At 73.9% G+C, this 19,370-nt stretch carries 18 protein-coding genes; 14 read left to right on the forward strand and 4 right to left on the reverse strand.

Going from position 1 to position 19,370, the window contains the following annotated elements; translation table 11 throughout:
• Nucleotides 1–71 precede the first annotated feature (71 nt).
• From CLV28_RS08310 to CLV28_RS08350, 9 genes are all read left to right on the forward strand, one after another.
• Nucleotides 72–1,445, forward strand: a complete 1,374-nt coding sequence (locus CLV28_RS08310) for a replication-associated recombination protein A (RefSeq protein ID WP_100422818.1) — start codon at nt 72–74, stop codon at nt 1,443–1,445.
• Between the two features lie 258 nt (nt 1,446–1,703).
• Nucleotides 1,704–2,330: a 30S ribosomal protein S4 gene (gene rpsD / locus CLV28_RS08315; protein WP_100422819.1), complete on the forward strand. Its 627-nt coding sequence runs from the start codon at nt 1,704–1,706 to the stop codon at nt 2,328–2,330.
• Nucleotides 2,331–2,440: 110 nt separating this feature from the next.
• Nucleotides 2,441–2,857 carry a DUF948 domain-containing protein gene (locus tag CLV28_RS08320; protein WP_239073188.1) on the forward strand — a complete coding sequence of 139 codons (417 nt, stop codon included), beginning with the start codon at nt 2,441–2,443 and terminating at the stop codon, nt 2,855–2,857.
• Nucleotides 2,857–3,198 carry a DUF6167 family protein gene (locus tag CLV28_RS08325; RefSeq protein ID WP_100422820.1) on the forward strand — a complete coding sequence of 114 codons (342 nt, stop codon included), beginning with the start codon at nt 2,857–2,859 and terminating at the stop codon, nt 3,196–3,198. The genes CLV28_RS08320 and CLV28_RS08325 overlap by 1 nt, the downstream gene beginning before the upstream one ends.
• Nucleotides 3,199–3,400: 202 nt before the next feature.
• Entirely contained in the window at nt 3,401–6,067 is a 2,667-nt protein-coding gene (alaS, locus tag CLV28_RS08330; RefSeq protein WP_100422821.1) for an alanine--tRNA ligase, read from the forward strand.
• A complete protein-coding gene (ruvX, locus tag CLV28_RS08335; RefSeq protein WP_100422822.1) occupies nt 6,064–6,588 on the forward strand; it encodes a Holliday junction resolvase RuvX in 525 nt (174 codons plus the stop codon). Before alaS ends, ruvX begins: the two co-directional genes overlap by 4 nt.
• Nucleotides 6,589–6,703: 115 nt before the next feature.
• Nucleotides 6,704–7,864 (forward strand): endolytic transglycosylase MltG, encoded by a 1,161-nt coding sequence (mltG, locus tag CLV28_RS08340; protein ID WP_239073189.1) that lies wholly within the window; start codon nt 6,704–6,706, stop codon nt 7,862–7,864.
• A gap of 182 nt (nt 7,865–8,046) precedes the next feature.
• Nucleotides 8,047–9,195: an endolytic transglycosylase MltG gene (gene mltG / locus CLV28_RS08345; RefSeq protein WP_239073190.1), complete on the forward strand. Its 1,149-nt coding sequence runs from the start codon at nt 8,047–8,049 to the stop codon at nt 9,193–9,195.
• Nucleotides 9,195–10,100: a shikimate dehydrogenase gene (locus tag CLV28_RS08350; protein ID WP_100422823.1), complete on the forward strand. Its 906-nt coding sequence runs from the start codon at nt 9,195–9,197 to the stop codon at nt 10,098–10,100. The genes mltG (CLV28_RS08345) and CLV28_RS08350 overlap by 1 nt, the downstream gene beginning before the upstream one ends.
• Before the next feature lie 4 nt (nt 10,101–10,104).
• Here CLV28_RS08350 and CLV28_RS08355 read toward each other — a convergent pair whose 3' ends face one another.
• On the reverse strand, nt 10,105–10,791 hold the full coding sequence (locus CLV28_RS08355; RefSeq protein ID WP_239073191.1) for a prepilin peptidase: 687 nt from the start codon (nt 10,789–10,791) through the stop codon (nt 10,105–10,107).
• A 145-nt stretch (nt 10,792–10,936) separates the two neighbouring features.
• Here CLV28_RS08355 and aroC point away from each other — a divergent pair, with 145 nt between their 5' ends.
• From aroC to aroB, 3 genes are read left to right on the forward strand one after another with little or no spacing between them, the layout of a single operon-like run.
• A complete protein-coding gene (gene aroC, locus CLV28_RS08360; protein WP_100422825.1) occupies nt 10,937–12,151 on the forward strand; it encodes a chorismate synthase in 1,215 nt (404 codons plus the stop codon).
• Between the two features lies 1 nt (nt 12,152).
• Entirely contained in the window at nt 12,153–12,725 is a 573-nt protein-coding gene (locus CLV28_RS08365) for a shikimate kinase (RefSeq protein ID WP_100422826.1), read from the forward strand.
• Nucleotides 12,722–13,879, forward strand: a complete 1,158-nt coding sequence (gene aroB / locus CLV28_RS08370; RefSeq protein ID WP_170062646.1) for a 3-dehydroquinate synthase — start codon at nt 12,722–12,724, stop codon at nt 13,877–13,879. Before CLV28_RS08365 ends, aroB begins: the two co-directional genes overlap by 4 nt.
• A 1-nt stretch (nt 13,880) precedes the next feature.
• Here aroB and CLV28_RS08375 read toward each other — a convergent pair whose 3' ends face one another.
• Together CLV28_RS08375 and CLV28_RS08380 are read right to left on the reverse strand one after the other, a co-directional pair.
• Entirely contained in the window at nt 13,881–14,705 is an 825-nt protein-coding gene (locus tag CLV28_RS08375; protein ID WP_100422827.1) for a glycerophosphodiester phosphodiesterase family protein, read from the reverse strand.
• On the reverse strand, nt 14,672–15,829 hold the full coding sequence (locus CLV28_RS08380; RefSeq protein ID WP_239073193.1) for an alpha/beta fold hydrolase: 1,158 nt from the start codon (nt 15,827–15,829) through the stop codon (nt 14,672–14,674). Before CLV28_RS08380 ends, CLV28_RS08375 begins: the two co-directional genes overlap by 34 nt.
• Before the next feature lie 270 nt (nt 15,830–16,099).
• Between CLV28_RS08380 and CLV28_RS16315 the strand changes: the two genes are divergently transcribed.
• Both CLV28_RS16315 and CLV28_RS15505 read left to right on the forward strand, forming a co-directional pair.
• Nucleotides 16,100–16,375: a helix-turn-helix transcriptional regulator gene (locus CLV28_RS16315; protein WP_100422829.1), complete on the forward strand. Its 276-nt coding sequence runs from the start codon at nt 16,100–16,102 to the stop codon at nt 16,373–16,375.
• The gene (locus CLV28_RS15505) at nt 16,366–16,974 is read left to right on the forward strand and encodes a hypothetical protein (protein ID WP_157802569.1); all 609 of its coding nucleotides are present in this window, start codon (nt 16,366–16,368) and stop codon (nt 16,972–16,974) included. Before CLV28_RS16315 ends, CLV28_RS15505 begins: the two co-directional genes overlap by 10 nt.
• A gap of 152 nt (nt 16,975–17,126) precedes the next feature.
• On the opposite strand, the gene CLV28_RS08395 is transcribed toward CLV28_RS15505, so the two are convergent.
• On the reverse strand, nt 17,127–19,361 hold the full coding sequence (locus tag CLV28_RS08395; protein ID WP_100422831.1) for an ATP-binding protein: 2,235 nt from the start codon (nt 19,359–19,361) through the stop codon (nt 17,127–17,129).
• Between the last annotated feature and the right edge of the window lie 9 nt (nt 19,362–19,370).

Here is a 19,370-nt window from a genome sequence, read left to right on the forward strand (position 1 = left end):
CAGGCCGGACGCGTCCGCGGGCGCTCGCCCGACGCGCGCCGACCGTCAGGGGCGTTCCGTACCCTCGGACGATGGACTTGTTCGACAGCGCGACCGCCGACGCGCACGGCGCACCCCGGCCCGCCCCCGGCGCGCCCCTCGCGGTACGCATGCGCCCCGCGACGATCGACGAGGTCGCCGGCCAGGACCACCTCCTCGCCCCGGGCTCGCCCCTGCGCCGCCTCGTCGAGCCCGCGGACGACGCCGCCCGCCGCGCCGCCCCCGGGTCGGTGATCCTGTGGGGCCCGCCCGGCACGGGCAAGACGACGCTCGCCTACGTCGTCGCCGCGACCTCGGGCCGGCGCTTCGTGGAGCTGTCCGCCGTCACGGCCGGCGTGCGCGACGTGCGCGCCGTCGTCGAGGACGCCCGCCGCCGCATCGCGCACGGGGGCGAGGAGACCGTCCTGTTCGTCGACGAGGTGCACCGGTTCTCCAAGTCCCAGCAGGACGCCCTCCTGCCGAGCGTCGAGAACCGGTGGGTCACGCTCGTCGCCGCGACCACCGAGAACCCGAGCTTCTCCGTCATCTCCCCGCTGCTGTCGCGCTCGCTCCTGCTGACCCTGCGCCCCCTGACGACCGACGACGTGCGGACCCTCGTGCACCGGGCGCTCACCGACGAGCGCGGCCTCGCGGGCGAGGTCACGCTCGCGACCGACGCCGAGGAGCACCTGCTGCGCCTCGCCGGCGGCGACGCGCGCAAGGCCCTGACCATCCTCGAGGCCGCCGCCGGGACGGCACTGTCGAGCGACGACGTGCGCGCGGGCGCCGACGCCGTCGTCGACCTCGCGACGGTCGAGCGCGCGATCGACGTCGCGGCCGTGCGCTACGACAAGGACGGCGACCAGCACTACGACGTCATCAGCGCGTTCATCAAGTCCGTGCGCGGCTCCGACGTCGACGCCGCCCTGCACTACCTCGCCCGGATGATCGCCGCGGGGGAGGACCCCCGGTTCATCGCACGCCGCATCATCATCTCGGCCGCCGAGGACGTCGGCCTCGCCGACCCCTCCGCCCTGCAGACCGCGACCGCCGCCGCGCAGGCCGTCGCGCTCATCGGCATGCCCGAGGCGCGCATCGTCCTCGCCGAGGCCGTCGTCCACCTCGCGACCGCCCCCAAGTCGAACGCCGCCTACCTCGGCATCGACGCGGCGCTCGCGGACGTGCGCGCGGGCAAGGCCGGCCCGGTGCCGATGCACCTGCGCGACGCGCACTACGCGGGGGCCGACGCGATCGGCCACGGCAAGGGCTACCAGTACGCGCACGACGCGCCGCACGCGGTCGCGCCGCAGCGCTACCTGCCGCAGGAGCTGCAGGGCGCGCGGTACTACGCGCCGTCCGACCGCGGGTTCGAGCGTGCGGTGGGTGAGCGGCTCGCCCGGGTGCGCGAGATCCTCGACCAGGCGTGACCTGCGGCTCCTCGGCGAACCCACGATGACGGCCGGCGCGAGCTGTGACCAGGACGACCGGGCGCGGGCGCGGGCGCCCGGCCCGGATGCGTTAGACTGGTGCGGTTGCCATCTGGCAGCTCCCTGGGACCTCGGCCCCGCGACCCCGGCGCACGTGCTGCGAAGCACGCGCCCCACGGCGGTCCGACGGCTGGTCCCGCACCCGGCAGCGCCGCTGTCCCGGGTGTGATCGATCCACACGACAGGAGAGGTACCACTGTGTCTTCAGTGACCCGCTCGCGCCGCCAGGTCCGCCTGAGCCGCGCACTCGGCATCGCGCTGACCCCCAAGGCCGTCAAGCACTTCGAGAAGCGCCCCTACCCCCCGGGCGAGCACGGCCGCGCCCGTCGCCGCACCGAGTCGGACTACGCGGTGCGTCTGCGCGAGAAGCAGCGTCTGCGCGCGCAGTACATGCTGCGTGAGAAGCAGCTCGCCCGTGCGTACGAGGAGGCCCGCAAGGACTCCGGCCTGACCGGTGAGGCCCTGGTCGAGTCGCTCGAGACGCGCCTGGACGCGCTCGTGCTGCGCGCCGGCTTCGCCCGCACGATCCTGCAGGCCCGCCAGGCCGTGACGCACCGTCACATCCTCGTGGACGGCAAGATCGTCGACCGCCCGTCGTTCAAGGTCAAGCCGGGTCAGACCCTCCAGGTCAAGCCCAAGAGCCAGGCCACGACGCCGTTCCAGGTCGCCGCCGCCGGTGCGCACCGCGACGTGCTCCCCGCCGTCCCGGGCTACATCGACGTGCAGCTCGAGAAGCTGAGCGCCGTGCTCGTGCGTCGCCCCAAGCGCGCCGAGGTCCCCGTGCAGTGCGAGGTCCAGCTGGTCGTCGAGTACTACGCCCGCTGACACCCCCTCGGACGCCCCGCGCGTCGGTACGGCTCCGGCCGTGCCGCGCGCGGGGCGTTCGTGCGTCCGGGTAGTGTTTCGCCGGACGATCACCGACGAAGGAGCGGCACATGGCGCAGGACGGTTCGACGTGGGGCATGGGTGACCTCGCGGCCCTGCTGGGGGCGATCGCCGGGCTGGTCGCAGCCGTCGCGTTCCTCGTCCTGGTGATCTGGCTGGCGTTCCCGCTCGTCAAGCTCGGGCGCACGTTCGACGAGGCGAGCGCGAGCCTCAAGGAGGCGACCGAGCACACGCTGCCGATCCTCGACGAGGCCGCGCAGACGCTCGCGTCGACCAACGCGCAGCTCGAGAACATCGACACGATCACGACCTCGGCCGCGCAGGTCGGGGCCAACGTGTCGGCGCTGTCGAGCCTGTGGGCCGCGACGCTCGGGCGCCCGCTGATCAAGGTCTCCGCGTTCAGCTACGGGGTCCGCCAGGCGTACGCCCGCGCGACGGGGCGGACGTCGGCCGAGGACGCCCGCTGATGCGCCGGCTCGTATGGGTCGGCGTGGGCGTCGGCCTCACCGTGGTCGTCGTCGTGCAGGGGCGTCGGCTCGTCGCCCGGTACGCGCCCGAGGCCCTCGTGGAGCGGGCCGCCGACTCGGTCGACGCGGCCGGCGCGCGGGGCCTGGAGTTCGTGCGGGTCTTCCGCGACGAGTTCTCCCGCGCTCGCGCCGCCCGCGAGGTCGAGCTCCGTGCGGCGCTGCTCGCCGAGGGCCAGCCGCACCCCGACGAGGTCCGGGCCGCGCGCCGTCGGGCACGCGAGCAGGGACCGGCGGACGACGTGCCCGACGACGAGGAGCTCCTCGGCTACTCGTTCTTCTGACCTCACGCACTCAGGACCTCACGGCCGTCCGACGGCATGAGGCCACGCCCCGCCGTCCGGCGCACCACGCGACGGCTCGACGGGCACCCGTGCGCGGGGCGGCGAGCAGGACAACTAGGCTGGACCCCAGCACCGGACGCGAGCCCGCGCCCGCACCACCGCCGACGAGCTCTCGCCGGCACCCGACCTCCCGAAGGACATCATGCGTACCGCCGAGATCCGTCAGCGCTGGCTCGACTACTTCGCCTCCCGCGGCCACGCCGTGGTGCCGTCGTCGTCCCTGATCTCCCCGGACCCGTCGACGCTGTTCACGATCGCGGGCATGGTGCCGTTCATCCCGTACATGACCGCGGAGCAGACGCCGCCGTGGTCGACCGCGACGAGCGTGCAGAAGTGCGTGCGCACGCTCGACATCGAGGAGGTCGGCAAGACCACCCGGCACGGCACGTTCTTCCAGATGAACGGCAACTTCTCGTTCGGCGCCTACTTCAAGGAGCAGGCGATCACGTACGCCTGGGACCTCGTGACCGGCTCGCAGGACGAGGGCCGGTACGGGTTCGACCCCGAGCTCGTGTGGGTCACGGTGTACGAGGACGACGACGAGGCGCGCGAGCTGTGGAAGCGGATCGCGGGCCTGCCCGACGAGCGCATCCAGTCGCGCGGCAAGAAGGACAACTACTGGTCGACGGGTCAGCCCGGACCGGCCGGCCCCTGCTCGGAGATCTACATCGACCGTGGCCCCGACTACGGCGTCGAGGGCGGCCCGGTCGCCGACGAGGACCGCTACATCGAGATCTGGAACCTCGTGTTCATGCAGTACTCGATCGACGAGGTGCGCTCCAAGGAGGAGTTCCGGATCGTCGGGGAGCTCGCGCGCAAGAACATCGACACCGGCATGGGCCTCGAGCGGGTCGCGTTCCTGCTCCAGGGCAAGGACAACATGTACGAGATCGACGAGGTCTTCCCCGTCATCGAGGCGGCCGAGAAGCTCTCGGGCCGCACGTACGGTGCGAACCACGAGGACGACGTCCGGTTCCGCGTCGTGGCCGACCACGTGCGCTCGGCCCTGATGATCATCGGCGACGGCGTGCGCCCTTCGAACGAGGGCCGAGGCTACGTGCTGCGCCGCCTGCTGCGCCGTGCGGTGCGCGCGATGCGCCTGCTCGGCGTCGAGGGCGTGTCGATGCCCACGCTGCTCCCGGTCTCGCGCGACGCGATGTCGCCCTCGTACCCCGAGCTCGCGACGGACTTCGAGCGCATCTCGGCGATCGCGTACGCCGAGGAGGAGGCGTTCCGGCGCACGCTCGAGTCGGGCACGACGATCCTCGACGCCGCGGTCGCCAAGGCCAAGGAGTCGGGTCGCACGGTCCTGGGCGGCGAGCAGGCGTTCGCGCTGCACGACACCTACGGGTTCCCGATCGACCTGACGCTCGAGATGGCCGCCGAGCAGGGCGTCGAGGTCGACGAGAAGGCGTTCCGCACCCTCATGCAGGAGCAGCGCTCGCGCGCCCGTGCCGACGCGCTCGCCAAGCGGCAGGGCGGGGCGGACGTCGCGGCGTACGAGAGCGTGCAGTCCGGCCTCGCGGCACCGGTCGAGTTCCTCGGATACCGCGAGTCGACCGCGCAGGTCACGGTCGCCGGCCTCATCGTCGACGGCGTGCCCGCGCCCGCCGCGACCGCACCGGCCGACGTCGAGGTCGTGCTCGACCGCACCCCGTTCTACGCCGAGGCCGGCGGGCAGCTCGCCGACCACGGCACGATCGTGCTCGACGGTGGGGCGACCATCGAGGTCGACGACGTGCAGCGCCCGGTCAAGGGACTGTCGGTGCACCGCGGCCGGCTGACCGAGGGCACGGTCGCGCTCGGCGACCCGGGCACGGCACAGATCGACACCGCGCGCCGCAAGGCGATCAGCCGCGCGCACTCGGCGACGCACATGATCCACAAGGCGCTCCAGGAGTCGCTGGGCGCCGACCACACGCAGGCCGGGTCGGAGAACGCCCCGAGCCGTATCCGGTTCGACTTCCGTTCGACGGGCGCGGTGCCCGCGGGTGCGCTGTCGGAGATCGAGGAGCGCGTCAACACGCAGCTCGCCGAGAACCTCGAGGTGACCGAGCAGGTCATGCCGATCGGCGAGGCCCGTGCGCTCGGCGCGATGGCGCTGTTCGGCGAGAAGTACGGCGACGAGGTCCGCGTGGTCTCGATCGGCGGCGACTGGTCGCGCGAGCTCTGCGCGGGCACGCACGTGCGTCAGACCGGTCAGCTCGGTCGCGTCTCGCTGCTCGGCGAGTCGTCGATCGGCTCGGGCGTGCGCCGCGTCGACGCGCTCGTCGGTGACGGCGCGTACGGCTTCCAGGCCAAGGAGCACGCCCTCGTGGGCCAGCTCAGCGGCCTGCTGAACGTGCGCGCCGACGAGCTGCACGACCGCGTCGGCTCGCTCGTGTCGCGCCTCAAGGAGGCCGAGAAGGAGCTCGCGACGCTGCGTCAGGCTCAGCTGCTCGCCGCCGCCGGGGGCCTCGCGTCCACGGCCGAGACGGTGGCCGGCACGCGCGTGGTCACGCACGACGCGGGCGAGGTCGCGGGCGACGAGCTGCGCGTGCTCGCGCTCGACGTGCGCGCACGCCTCGGTGAGGCCGAGCCGGCCGTCGTCGCGATCGGCGGCGTGAGCAAGGGCCGCCCGCAGGTGGTCGTCGTGACCAACGCGGCGGCACGCGCGGCGGGCCTGCGGGCCGCTGCGCTCGCCAAGGGCGCCGCGGGCGTCCTCGGCGGCGGGGGCGGCGGCAAGGACGACATGGCGCAGGGCGGCGGCACGGACGTCGCGGCGCTGCCCGCGGCGCTCTCGGGCGTGCGCGAGGCCGTCGGCGCGTGACGCACGAGCCGCTCCCGCGGGGCGCGCGCCTCGCGGTCGACGTCGGTGCCGTCCGGGTCGGGCTCGCCGCGAGCGACCCGGACGGCCTCGTCGCGACCCCGGTCGAGACGCTCGCGCGGGACACCCCGAAGGCCGTCGGCGGCGTCACGCCCGTTCCCGCGGACGTCGCGCGCATCGTGGACGAGGTCGCCGAGCGCTTCGCGCGCGTGGTGTACGTCGGGCTCCCGCGGCACCTGTCAGGTGCCGAGGGTGCCGCGTCGGAGCACGCGCGCGCGTACGCCGCGCGGCTCGCGGGGCTCGTCGCGCCGGTCGAGGTGCGGATGGTCGACGAGCGCATGTCGACCGTCACGGCGCACCAGGCCCTGCACGCCTCGGGGCGGGCCGGGCGCAAGCACCGTGCCGTGGTCGACCAGGCCGCCGCCGTGGTGATCCTGCAGTCGGCGCTCGACGTCGAGCGCGGGCGCGGCGTGCGCGCGGGCGAGGCCGTCGTGGTCGACGGTCAGGGGCCGGACGCGGCGTAGTCCGCGGCGCGCGCGGGCGGTACGGTGGGCCCTCGAGAAGGCCCCCGCCACCGCGTCCGATCGCGCGTCGGACCGCGCGTCCGGGGGCGACGAGAACCCCTGGAGGAATGCGCACGTGAGCGACCTGTTCCCCGCACAGGGTCCTGCCCAGGACCCGGAGCCCGCCCCGGTCGGCCCGCAGCGGTCCGCGGGGCAGGAGGAGCGTCGCTCTCGCCGCCGCCGCACGCGGCGCCGTCGGCGCACGGTGCTCGCGGTCGTGCTGATCCTGGTGATCCTCGGCTGCGTCGGGTGGGTCGCGAAGGACCAGCTCGCCGGGCTCGTGGACGACGTGCGGCCAGGTGCGGCCGCGGACTATCCCGGCCCGGGCGAGGACCCGGTCTCGGTCACGATCGAGACGGGCGCGACGGGCGAGGACATGGGGGCCGCGCTGCACGACGCCGACGTGGTCGCCAGCACCCAGGCGTTCGTCTCGGCCTTCCAGGACAACCCGCAGGCGGGACAGATCCAGCCGGGCACGCACGAGATGCTGACGAAGATGTCGGCCAAGGACGCGGTCGCGCGGCTCGTCGCCAACCAGAACAGGGTCGACATCAAGCTCACGATCCCTGAGGGCTTCACGGTCGAGCAGATCCTCGAGCGTGCCGTCGAGGTCACCGGGATCCCGCGCGACGCCTTCGACGCCGCGATGAAGGACCCGGACGCGACGGGTCTGCCCGCGCAGGCCAAGGGCAACTTCGAGGGCTGGCTGTTCCCGACGACCTACTCGTTCGAGCCCGACGTGACCGCGACGCAGGCGCTGCAGCAGATGGTCCAGCAGACGCTCTTCGCTCTGTCGGACGCCGGCGCGAAGAAGGCCGACTACCAGGACGTCCTGATCGAGGCGTCGCTCATCGAGCGTGAGGCGAAGCGGGATGAGGACCGGCCCAAGATGGCCGCCGCGATCGACAACCGACTCGCCGCGGGGGACTACCTGCGCATCGACGCCTCGGTCGCGTACGGGGCGGGCAAGCCCGGGACCGAGCTCACGCAGAAGGACCTCGACGACGCGAGCAACCCGTACAACCTGTACGAGCACCCGGGGTTCCCGCCCGGGCCCATCGCGTCGCCCGGGCGGCCGTCGATCGACGCGGTCCTGCACCCCGCGGACGACGGCACGTATTACTACTTCTGGCTGACCGTGAACCTCGACACCGGCGAGACCGTGTTCAGCTCGACGCAGGCGGGGCAGGACGCCGCCGAGGCGCAGCTCGACGAGTGGCTCGAGGAGAACGGCTGACGGTCGGCCGTCGGCCCGCACGCGTCCAGCCGTTATCATTCTGCAATCGCTTGTCCGTCGTCCGCCCGCTCCTCGGCGCGCGCACCCGGGTGTGCGGTGGTAGCCGGCCCGCGCGATAGCGTGGTCGGTGGACGGCGCCCCCGGCGCGCGACGTTGCGACGACCAGCAGGAGGACCCCGCTCGTGAGCGATCTGTTCGCAGGCACATCGACGATCGAGCGTGAGCCGGTCCAGGCCCCGTCGCGGTCGCAGGCCCAGCGCGAGCGCCGCGCGAAGCGGCGCCGCGCGCGCCGTCGTCGCCGCACCCTGCTGACGATGACCGTGATCGTGGTGCTCCTCGCGGGCGTCGGCTGGATCGCGAAGGACAAGGTCATGGGGCTCGTCGACGAGCTGCGCCCGTCGGCCGCGGCCGACTACCCGGGCCCCGGCGGGGACCCCGTCGCGGTGCAGATCGCGAGCGGCGCCACGGGCTCCGCGATGGCCGCCACGCTCGTCGACGCCGGCGTGGTCGCGAGCAGCGAGGCGTTCGTCGAGGCGTTCACCGCGAACCCGCAGGCGGCGCAGATCCAGCCGGGCACGCACGAGATGCTCGCGGAGATGTCGGCGAAGGACGCGGTCGCGCGTCTCGCGGGCAACGAGCACCGCGTCGACCTGACGATCGCCGTGCCCGAGGGCTTCACGGTCGACCAGGTCCTGGCGCGCGCCGTCAAGGTCACCGGGATCTCGCAGGAGGACTTCGCCGCGGCCATGCAGGACACGGCGGCCACGGGGCTCCCGGCCGAGGCCGAGGGGTCGTACGAGGGCTGGCTGTTCCCCGCGACCTACACGTTCGAGCCCGGCGTCACCGCGACCGAGGTGATCGCGCCGATGGTCCAGCAGACGAAGGCGGCGCTCGCGGAGGTCGGCGTCCCCGAGGCCGAGTTCCACGAGATCATCACCAAGGCGTCGCTCGTCGAGCGCGAGGGCGTGAACCCGGAGCAGTACGGCAAGATCGCGCGCGTCATCGAGAACCGGCTCGAGCGCGGCGAACCCCTGGGCCTCGACGCGATCGACTCGTACGGCCGCAAGAAGCCTGCTGACCAGATCACGAAGTCCGAGTTCAACGACACGTCCTTCCCGTACGCGTCACGCGTGGTCGCCGGTCTGCCGCCGACGCCGATCGGAAGTCCCGGCGCGGAAGCCATCGCGGCCGCCCTCAACCCGACCGATGGGCCGTGGCTCTGGTACGTGACCGTGAACCTCGACACCGGCGAGACGAAGTTCACCGACGACTACGACGAGTTCGGCGCGTACAAGCGCGAGCTCAACGCGTGGCTCGCCGAGAACCGCTGATGCCCATCACCCCGACCCGGCGGGCCGCGGTCCTCGGGCACCCGGTCGCGCACTCGCTCTCGCCGCTGCTGCACGGCGCCGCGTACGCGGCGCTCGGCCTCGACGACTGGTCGTACACCGCGATCGACGTGACCGAGGACGAGCTGCCCGCGTTCGTCGCCGCGATGGACGACTCGTGGGCCGGGCTGAGCCTCACGATGCCGCTCAAGCAGGCCGTGATCCCGTTGCTCGACGCGGTCGACCCGCTCGCGCAGGTCGTCGGTGCCGTCAACACGCTCGTGCCGTCGGCCCGCACGAAGGTCGGCACGAACACCGACGTGCACGGGCTGGTCGCCGCGCTGCGCGAAGGCTTGGTGCACCGTGGCGCGGATGCGCGGCCGGGCCGCTCGGGGGCCGGCGCCGAGCGACCCGAGGTCGGCTCCGCCGTGGTGCTCGGGGCCGGGGCGACCGCCGCGTCGACCCTCGCGGCGCTCGGCGAGCTCGGCTGCACGGCGCCCCACGTGCTCGTGCGCTCGCTCGCGCGCACGGGTGAGCTGCGCGCCGCGGCCCACCGCATGGGCACCGCGCCCCAGGTCGAGCGGCTCGACCACGCGCTCGAACGGATGCTGGCGGCCGACGTCGTCGTCTCCACGATGCCCAAGCACGCCGCGGACCCGCTCGCGGACGATCTTCTGGCGGCACGCGCAGCGGGGCGTGAGCTGGCCCTCGGCGTCCTGCTCGACGTCGTGTACGACCCCCGGCCGACGGCGCTGAGCCGGGCCTGGCAGGAGTGCGGCGGGACGGTCGTCGGCGGCGAACGCATGCTGCTGCACCAGGCGGCCGAGCAGGTGCGCCTCATGACGGGACGCGCCGCGCCGCTCGCCGCGATGGACACCGCCCTCGAGACGGCGCTCGCCGCCCGCTGACGGGTCACACGAGCGCGGCGACCGGCACGCCCGCGCACGCGGCCCCGAGGACCGCCCCGGCGACCATGCACGGGCCGAACGGGATCGCGCTGCTGCGCGTCGCGCGGCCGGTCACGAGCAGCGCCACGGCCCACACGCCGCCGACGGCGAACGCCGCGAACGTCGCGACCACGACCGGACCCCACCCGAGCCAGCCCAGCGCCACGCCGAGCAGAGCGGCGAGCTTGACGTCACCGAACCCGAGCCCGCCGCGCGGCCCCGCGAGCGCGAGCAGCAGGTACGCCGAGAACAGCACCCCGCCGGCCGCCAGGGCGCGGACGAACGGGCGCCACGGGTCCGAGCCGGACCCGACCGCCGTGCCCGTCCCGACCGCAGTGCCCTCGACCGTCGTGCCGATGACCAGGGCGGTCCCGACCGTCGCGAGCGCGAGCAGCACCACGGTCGCCACGAGCGCCGGCAGCACGATCGCGTCGGGCAGGCGGTGCGTGCGCGCGTCGACGACCACCAGCACGCCCAGCGCGCCGGCCGCCGTGACGAGCGCGGGGAGCTCGGCCCACCGGCCCTGGCCCGCGCACCACAGCCCGCACGCCAGGGCGAGCACACCCCCGAGCGTGAGCGCCGGGACGCGGTACGGGGCGATCTCGGCGCGGGCACGGGCGCGGGTACGGCGGACGACGGCGGTGGCGCTCACCCGGCGACCGTAGCGGGACGTACCCGGCGGCGTCCGCGGCCGTCCACAGGGCCGCCGGTCCTGGGCGCCGGCGGGCCGGCCGCGCGCCCGTCCGCACTCCGGGCGGCGCACCGCCGCCCGGGCCCGGCGTGGGAGGATGACGACCATGCTTCGGTGGTTGACCTCAGGTGAGTCGCACGGTCCGTCGCTGGTCGGGATCCTCGAGGGTCTCCCCGCCGGCGTCGAGCTCGTGACGTCCGACGTCCAGGACGCGCTCGCGCGTCGCCGCCTCGGCTACGGCCGCGGCGCACGCATGAAGTTCGAGAAGGACGAGGTGCGCGTGCTCGGCGGCCTGCGCCACGGGCTCACCCAGGGCGGACCGCTCGCGATCGAGATCGCCAACACCGAGTGGCCCAAGTGGGTCGACGTCATGTCGGCCGACCCGGTGCCCGTCGAGGCGCTCCAGGTCGACGCCGGCACGGGCGACGTCCGCGAGATCGCACGCAACCGGCCCCTGACGCGCCCCCGCCCCGGCCACGCCGACCTCGTCGGCATGCGCAAGTACGCGTTCGACGACGCCCGCCCCGTGCTCGAGCGGGCCTCGGCCCGCGAGACCGCGACGCGCGTCGCGCTCGGGACCGCCGCCGCGATGTTCCTCGAGCAGGCCCTCGGGATCCGGCTCGTCGCGCACGTCGTGGCGATCGGCCCCGTCGAGGTGCCCGAGGACGCCGACCTGCCCACCGCGGACGACGTCGCCGCGCTCGACGCCGACCCCGTGCGCTGCTTCCACGCCGAGACGTCCGCGGCGATGGTCGCCGAGATCGACGAGTGCCACAAGGACGGCGACACCCTCGGCGGCGTCGTCGAGGTCCTCGCCTACGGCGTCCCCACCGGCCTCGGCTCCTACGTGCACGCCGACCGCCGCCTCGACGCACGCCTCGCGGGCGAGCTCATGGGCATCCAGGCGATCAAGGGCGTCGAGGTCGGCGACGGGTTCCGCACCGCCCGGCGCCGCGGCTCGCAGGCGCACGACGAGATGGTCCGCGAGGACGGCACGATCCGCCGCCTGTCCAACCGCGCCGGCGGCGTCGAGGGCGGCATGACCAACGGCGAGGTGCTGCGCGTGCGCGCCGCCATGAAGCCCATCTCGACCGTCCCGCGTGCGCTGCGCACCATCGACACCGCCTCGGGCGACGTGGCCAAGGCCCAGCACCAGCGCTCCGACGTGTGCGCCGTGCCGCCTGCCGCCGTCGTCGCCGAGGCCATGGTCGCCCTCGTGATCGCGCAGGCCGCGGTCGAGAAGTTCGGCGGCGACTCCGTCGGCGAGGTCCGGCGCAACGCCGAGGCCTACCTCGCCGCGATCCCCGAGCTGCAGCGCTGACGTGGACGCACGTACGGCCCCCCGCGTCGTCCTCGTCGGCCCACCCGGATCGGGCAAGACGACCGTCGCCCAGGGCCTCGCCCGGTATTGGGACCTCGCGCACCGCGACACCGACACCGACGTGGAGACCACGGCGGGCAAGCCCATCGCCGAGATCTTCGTCGACGACGGCGAGCCCGCGTTCCGGGCCATGGAGCGCGACGCCGTCGCCGCGGCGCTCGCGGACCACGACGGCGTGCTGTCGCTCGGCGGCGGGGCGGTGCTCGACGAGAGCACGCAGGCGGCCCTGGAGGCCTACGCGCGCGACGGCGGCGCCGTGGTCTTCCTCGACGTGACGCTCGCGCACGCGGGCCCGCGCGTCGGGTTCAACCAGGCCCGGCCGCTGCTGCTCGGCAACCCGCGCGCTCAGTGGCAGGCCCTCATGCAGGCGCGGCGCCCGATCTACGAGCGGCTCGCGACGCTGCGGGTGCTCACCGACGCGTGCACGCCCGCGCAGGTCGTCGAGCAGGTCGCGCACGGCCTCGAGGCGCAGACGAACGACACCCACGAGCACGGACGGACGGAGCACCAGTGAGCGAGACGACGACGAACACCCCGGCCCCCGTGCGGGTCACCGTCGCGGGCGCGGCCCCGTACGACGTCGTCATCGGCCGGCACCTGCTCGGCGAGCTGCCGGGCCTGCTCGGCCGCGACGTGCGGCGCGTGCTCGTGATCCACCCCGCGTCGCTGTCGGCGACGGCCGACGCGATCCAGGAGGACCTCAAGAGCGTCGGCTACACGGCCTTCGCGGCCGAGGTGCCGGACGCCGAGGAGTCGAAGACCGCGCAGGTCGCGGGCTTCCTGTGGGGCGTGCTCGGGCAGGCCGACTTCACGCGCTCGGACGCGATCGTCGCGGTCGGCGGCGGCGCGACGACGGACCTCGCGGGGTTCGTGGCCGCGACGTGGCTGCGCGGCATCAAGGTCGTGCACGTGCCCACGACGCTGCTCGCGATGGTCGACGCCGCGGTGGGCGGCAAGACGGGGATCAACACCGCCGAGGGCAAGAACCTGGTGGGCGCGTTCCACCCGCCCGCGGGCGTGCTGTGCGACCTCGCGGCGCTCGAGACGCTGCCGCGTTGGGACCTCGTCGCGGGCATGGCGGAGGTCGTCAAGACCGGGTTCATCGCCGACCCCGTGATCCTCGACCTCGTGACGAAGCACGCGCCCGCGTTCCACGAGTGGGCGGGCGCCGACGCCGCACCGCAGACGTGGGACGCGCTCGCGGAGCTGATCGAACGCTCGGTCGCGGTCAAGGCGCGCGTCGTGGGGGAGGACCTCAAGGAGGCCGGGCTGCGCGAGATCCTCAACTACGGGCACACCCTCGGGCACGCGATCGAGCTCGCGGAGCGCTACGCGTGGCGGCACGGCGCGGCGGTCTCGGTCGGGATGGTCTTCGCGGCCGAGCTGTCGCGGCTCGCGGGCAAGCTCGACGACGCGGTGGTCGACCGGCACCGGGAGATCCTCACGTCGCTCGGCCTGCCCGTGACGTACCGCGGGGACCGCTGGGAGCAGCTCATGAGCGCGATGCGGCGCGACAAGAAGTCGCGCGGCGACATGCTGCGGTTCGTGGTGCTCGACCGCGTCGGTGCGCCGACGCGTCTCGAGGGACCGGACCCGACGCTGCTCGCGGCCGCCTACGCGGAGATCGCCGCCGACGCCCCGACCGGTCGGGCGCCGATCTCGCTCTGACTCAGGTCCACCGGCCGCGCGCGACGAGCACGTCGCGCAGCAGGTCGGCGCGGTCCGTGACGATCCCGTCGACCCCGAGGTCGAGCAGCCGGTGCATGTCGGCCGGGTCGTTGACGGTCCACACGTGCACCGCGCGGCCGGCCGCGTGCGCCGCGGCGACGGTCCGCGCGTCCACGACCCGCACCCGCCCGTGACGTTCGGGCACCTGCAGCGCGTCCACGCGGCGCAGCGCGTGCCGCGCGAGGGCCCCGAAGGGGGCGTGCGGGGCGCCGGCCCGTGCGGCGAGCAGGAACGCCGCGACCTCCGAGGTGCCGGACGACGTCGCGACGGGCCTGGTCAGCAGCGCGAGCGTCGCGCGTCGGCGGGCCGGGGAGAACGACGTCACGCACGCGCGCTCGTGCGCGCGCGTGCGCTCGATCGCGTCGGCGACCGGGCGGATCCCGCTGGTCGCCTTGACGTCGACGTTGACCCGCACGTGCGGCCACGTACCGAGCACGTCCTCGAGCAGCGGGACGGGCTCGACGCCGCCGATGCGCGCGGTGCGCACCTGCGCCCAGGGGAGGTCGGCGACGAGTCCGGTCGCGTCGGTCGTGCGGTCCAGCGCGGCGTCGTGCAGCGCGACCGCGACGCCGTCCGCCGTCCCGTGCGCGTCGGTCTCGACGTGCGTGAACCCGAGCTCGACGGCCGCAGCGAACGCGGCCATCGAGTTCTCCAGGCCGTCGCGGGAGAACCCGCGGTGCGCGAGCGCGACCACACCGCCCGGCGTCCGGAAGTAGGGGTGCGTCGGCCCGTTCACGCGCGACCGCCGAGCGCGCGGTCGAGCCATGCGACGGTGCCGTCGAGGTACGCGGCGCGCGGGCCGTCGGCCGACAGCACGAGGTCGTGCACGCCGCCGTCGATCACCGCGGTGCTCACGTCGGCGCCGAGCCGGGGTGCGAGCCGGGCGATCTGGGCGACGTCGAGCACGGTGTCCTGCGCGTCCAGGTGCGGGTTCGTCTCGACGTCCGACCCTGAGCTGTCCGAGTGCGCGACGAGCACGGGGACGCCGATCTCGAGTCCCCGCGCGACGCGCGCCTGACCGCGTCGGACGGCGCGCAGCCAGCCCGCCCGGATCGGCACGCCCTCGGGCCGCTTGAGGTGCGTGTCGAACTCCCAGCGGCCGCCGTTGGCCGCGAGCTGGTGCGTGGCGTAGACCGAGGGGCCGCTGCCGACCACGGCGAGCGGGGACCACGGGCCGACGACGTCGAGGATCCGCGTCCCGACCGTGCGGTTGAGCCACGACGAGCGCAGGTCGAGGAACGGGCTGTTGAGGACCAGGGCGTCGATCGTGCCGTGGTTGCGGTGCGCGTGGGCCCACAGCGCCGCGAGCAGGCCGCCCGTCGAGTGGGCGTGCAGCACGAGCGGCAGCCCCGGGTGCGCGGTGCGCACCGCGCGGGCCGCGCGCGACAGGTCGCCCGCCTGGTCGAGCAGGTCGGTCATGTAGTGCGGGACGTCGCCCTCGCGCAGCGACCGGCCGCAGCGTCGCAGGTCGACCGCGAAGAACGCGAACCCCGCCGCCTCGACCGCGCGGGCCAGGTGGTCCTGGAAGAAGTAGTCGTTGTAGCCGTGCAGGTGCAGGACGACGCCGCGGGGCGCCGGGGGCGACGCCGTCGAGCGCACGAGGGTCGCGTCGCCGAGTGGGCGGGCCTCGAACGGGGCGCCGAGGCAGGGGTCCACGGCCCAGCCGTTCATCGGTGCAGTCACGATGAACAACCTAGCCCGGGGTGTGCCCTGGAGCGCGCAGCGCCGGGTCGACGGGCCCGACTCGCCAGCAGCCAGACCCGTATTGCCGGCCTCGAGGAACGCCCGCTTCCAGTTCCCGACCGACTGCTCGGACACCTTCGCCCGGCGGGCGGCCTCGGCGACGGTGACCTCACCGCACGAGGTCTGACGCACGACAAGTGCGCTCATTCGCCAGCATTGCCATCGCGCTCAGGACGTTCTCCCTCGGCGATGGGGCAGAGGGAGGCAACGGCCAAGACAAACACGCTCGCACACGCGCCGGGGCGACCCAGGTCGAGGTCCGAGCGGCGATCAGGCCGTGTTCGGCCAGGGCCGTGCGCCGCGTCAGGTGCGTCGTTGAACGCGGCGATCAGGCGCTCACCCAGAACAGCGTTGTTCGGGACTGCGCACGGCGCGGTCGGCGTTGGGAAACGTGAGCGAGATATATAGAGTTCGAGCATGGGCACTTACCTTCGGAGCACACCTGCATTGTGCGACGTGCTCAAGGCGTTGCTTGAGTCAACCGATGGCTTGTGGGGGCTGCGAATCTCCGTTCTGACCGGCCGACCGACTGGCACTGTCTACCCCTTGCTCGAACGACTGGAGCGTGAGCGTCTAGTGGAGTCCCGATGGGACCTCGACGGAGACAGGCCCGGCCCGCCGCGACGCCTGTACCAACTGACAGCGACGGGCCACGAGTGGGCTCGCAAGAAGACGACGGATGGATGCCGATGAACCAGGGAACGACGAGCCTCCCCGCACAGGTGGAACGCCTTCTGCGCCGCGCGGAGCGGGTTGCACCGCCGCAGGCGAGGGATCGCTACGTGCCTGAGTGGTACTTCAACGCACAGCATGCGGAACGCGAAGGACTCGACTCGCGTGAGGTCGCACGCAGCGCTGTTCGTGCGAGCGTCCGACTTCGTGGGCGATCAGTCCAAGGCACGTTCACCGGGGAGCAAGGGGCTCCTAGGGCGCTGGTCGCCTGGTTGCTCGTGAGTATTCTCGGCGTGGCGGGCCTTCTGCTCGGGCAGCTGCTGTTCGTCGCATTCATCGGCGTTCTTGCCGTGATGGTCACGGTGTTTGCGCGGTCGGGTTCCGCATCGGTGAGCAGCCACTGGCTCGTGGTCTCGTCCGCGATCGCCGGCGGCGTTTCAGCTGGCTATCTGTGGTGGGCATGGGGCGTCGCGATCGATGCGGATGACGCGGGTGCAGAACTCCCTGCCGGTGCTCAGTGGCAGGGGGCCGCGCTTCTCGTGCTCCTCGTCAGTGGAGTCGCTTTCGTCGTCGCCGTGGTCGTGGCACTGACGAGGCAGCGAGCGATTGAGAAGACCTAGCCCCTGGGTCGGGTTGTTGGCGTCCTCAAACATGGTGTGGACTCGGAAGTCGTCGTCGCCTGCCTGAACGATGGCGATCGACGCGGACGACGCCGGCAGCGAGTTCGTGCGGCCCACGTGGGCAGGCCCGTGGCGGCCGACGGACCGTCGTCTCAGTGTGATGTGGCGTCGAGCGCCGCGGTGGCACGGTCGATCGCCTGGCGGACGTTGAGGGCCCCGGGCTCGTCGTCCATCTCCTCGCGCAGCCCGAGAGCCGCCCTGAGGTCGGCGACACCTTCTACGTGTCGACCGAGCTGCGCTCGGGCCCGCCCGCGCAGCAGGTACGCGTTGGCCGTGAGTCGGGGTACGCCGAGCGGGACGGTCAGGTCGACCGCGAGCGTCGCAGCGTCCTCGACCTCGGTCCACCGGCCCGTGGCGAGCAGGTTCTTGGCGAGGTAGACCTGCGCGTTCGCCTCGGTGAACCTGGCGACCTCGGCGCGTGGCCGGGTCAGCGGGTCGGCGAGCGCGTCGATGACGGAGCGCACGACCTCGACCGCGGCGTCCGGGCTGCCGAGCTGGGCCTGGCAGTCCGCGACGAGGAGGAGCGCCTGCGGGAGTCCCTCGCGTTCGCCGACCGCGCGGAAGATCTCGGCCGCGCGGAGCCCGTCCGCGACGGAGTCGTCGAGCGACTCGCGCCGTCGCTTGCCGATCCAGGCGCGGTAGAGCAGCGCCCAGCCCTCCTGGCGGGCGTCGCCGCAGCGCCGGGCGGCCGCGAGGCCGACGTCGCAGGCCTCGCGCGCGCCCGCCGCGTCGTCGAGGCACTCCATCCGCGCCCATGCCAGGTATCCCTGGTGCGTCGCGACGAGCACGTCGTCCGCGAGGGCGGCCGCGGCGTCGGCCGAGGTGCGGTAGATCTCGGGCCAGGCCCGCCACACGGACCACAGGTCCGAGAACCAGTGCAGCGAGTCGGCGACGTCGACCACGGTTCGGTGGTCGCCGCGTTCTGCGGCGCGCCGGAACGCGGCGAGCCAGCTGTCGGACTCGTGCCGCAACCAGGCCATGGCCTCGGTCGTGGACCGCAGCATCGGGTCGCGCTCGGACGCGTCCCCGTCGGGCTCGAACCAGCGCCCGGCAGCCATGGTCGTGCTCAGGAGCCAACGGTCCGCGTCGTGCTCGAGCCGGGCGCGTGCCTCTGGCCCTTCCTGCGTCCGCATCCGGTGCGACGCGTACAGCCGGAGCAGGTCGTGGAGCTGGTACCGGTCGCCCGCGACGTGCTGCAGGAGCCCGAGCTCGACGAGCTCGTCGAGGATCTCCTCGGTACGCCAGAGGTCCTCCTGGGCCAGCGCGGCGGCGAGGCCGGGGCCGACGGTCGGGGCGGCGACGAGGGACAGGCGACGAAGCAGTCGTTGCGCGTCGGGGCCGAGCTGCTCGAAGGACGAGCCGAACGCGGCCCGCACGCTGAGGTCGCCGACCGCGAGGGAGTCGAGCCGCCGGTCCTCGACCGCGAGGCGGGCCGTGAGCGTCGCGATCGTCGTCCCCGGTCGGGTGCCGAGCCGGTTCCCGAGGATGCGCAGCGCGAGGGGCACCGCGCCGCAGAGCTCGACGACACGGGCCAGCGCGTCGTCGTCCGCGGTTCCCACGAGGCGGGCGAGGAGCGCGGCGGCGTCGGGCGTCGTCATCCGGTCGATCGTGACGCGGTCCACGCCCTCGAGCCCGGAGAGCCGGCGTCGGCTCGTCACGAGCACGGCCCCGGGCCCGTCGCTGCTGACGACGTCGCGTACCTGCTCCTCGGCACCGGCGTTGTCGAGCACCACGAGGACCTTCTGCGAGGCGAGGATCCGCCGGAGCCGTTCGAGCGCGTCGAGGGAGGTCAGTGGGACGGGGCTCGGGCTCAGCGCCTCGACGAGCCGCCGGGCGACGTCGTCCCGGTGCACGGGCTCGTCGTCCAGCCCGCGCAGGTCGACGAACGCGACCTCGTCGAAGTCGCCGCGGACGTCGTCGGCGACCCGGACGGCGAGGGTCGTCTTGCCGAACCCGGGCGGGCCGCTCAGGAGCACGGCGCGCGGGGCGGGGCCGCGCAGCAGCGCCGCGACCGCGTTCCGCTCGCCGGCGCGACCCGTGAAGTCGGTGACGACGCGGGGCAGCGGCAGCGCGGGCGACGGGGGAGCGGTCGCGCGTCGTCGGCCCTCACGGGCCAGACGCAGCAGCTCGGCGCGCTCGTCGGCGCCGACGCCGAGCGCGTCCGCGAGCAGGTCCACGGTCCGGCGCTGCGGGCCCCGGCTGGCGCCGCGCTCGATGTCCCCGATCGCCCGGTCGCTGACGCCGGAGCGTTCGGCGAGCGACTCGAGGGTCATGTCCAGCGCGGTGCGGTGGGCTCGCAGGAGCGCTCCCAGGCTCGTGTCCGTCACGACGTCTCC

The sequence above is a fragment of the Sediminihabitans luteus genome (assembly GCF_002797595.1).
Taxonomy (GTDB): Bacteria; Actinomycetota; Actinomycetes; order Actinomycetales; family Cellulomonadaceae; genus Paraoerskovia; species Paraoerskovia lutea.

Coding starts and splice junctions, on each gene's coding strand:
- CLV28_RS08380 (WP_239073193.1), bottom strand. CDS start 15,829: ATGAGCGCACTTGTCGTGCGTCAGACCTCGTGCGGTGAGGTCACCGTC.
- CLV28_RS16315 (WP_100422829.1), top strand. CDS start 16,100: ATGGGCACTTACCTTCGGAGCACACCTGCATTGTGCGACGTGCTCAAG.
- CLV28_RS08350 (WP_100422823.1), top strand. CDS start 9,195: ATGCCCATCACCCCGACCCGGCGGGCCGCGGTCCTCGGGCACCCGGTC.
- CLV28_RS08375 (WP_100422827.1), bottom strand. CDS start 14,705: ATGGCTCGACCGCGCGCTCGGCGGTCGCGCGTGAACGGGCCGACGCAC.
- CLV28_RS08320 (WP_239073188.1), top strand. CDS start 2,441: ATGGCGCAGGACGGTTCGACGTGGGGCATGGGTGACCTCGCGGCCCTG.
- alaS (WP_100422821.1), top strand. CDS start 3,401: ATGCGTACCGCCGAGATCCGTCAGCGCTGGCTCGACTACTTCGCCTCC.
- aroC (WP_100422825.1), top strand. CDS start 10,937: ATGCTTCGGTGGTTGACCTCAGGTGAGTCGCACGGTCCGTCGCTGGTC.
- CLV28_RS15505 (WP_157802569.1), top strand. CDS start 16,366: ATGCCGATGAACCAGGGAACGACGAGCCTCCCCGCACAGGTGGAACGC.
- CLV28_RS08310 (WP_100422818.1), top strand. CDS start 72: ATGGACTTGTTCGACAGCGCGACCGCCGACGCGCACGGCGCACCCCGG.
- CLV28_RS08325 (WP_100422820.1), top strand. CDS start 2,857: ATGCGCCGGCTCGTATGGGTCGGCGTGGGCGTCGGCCTCACCGTGGTC.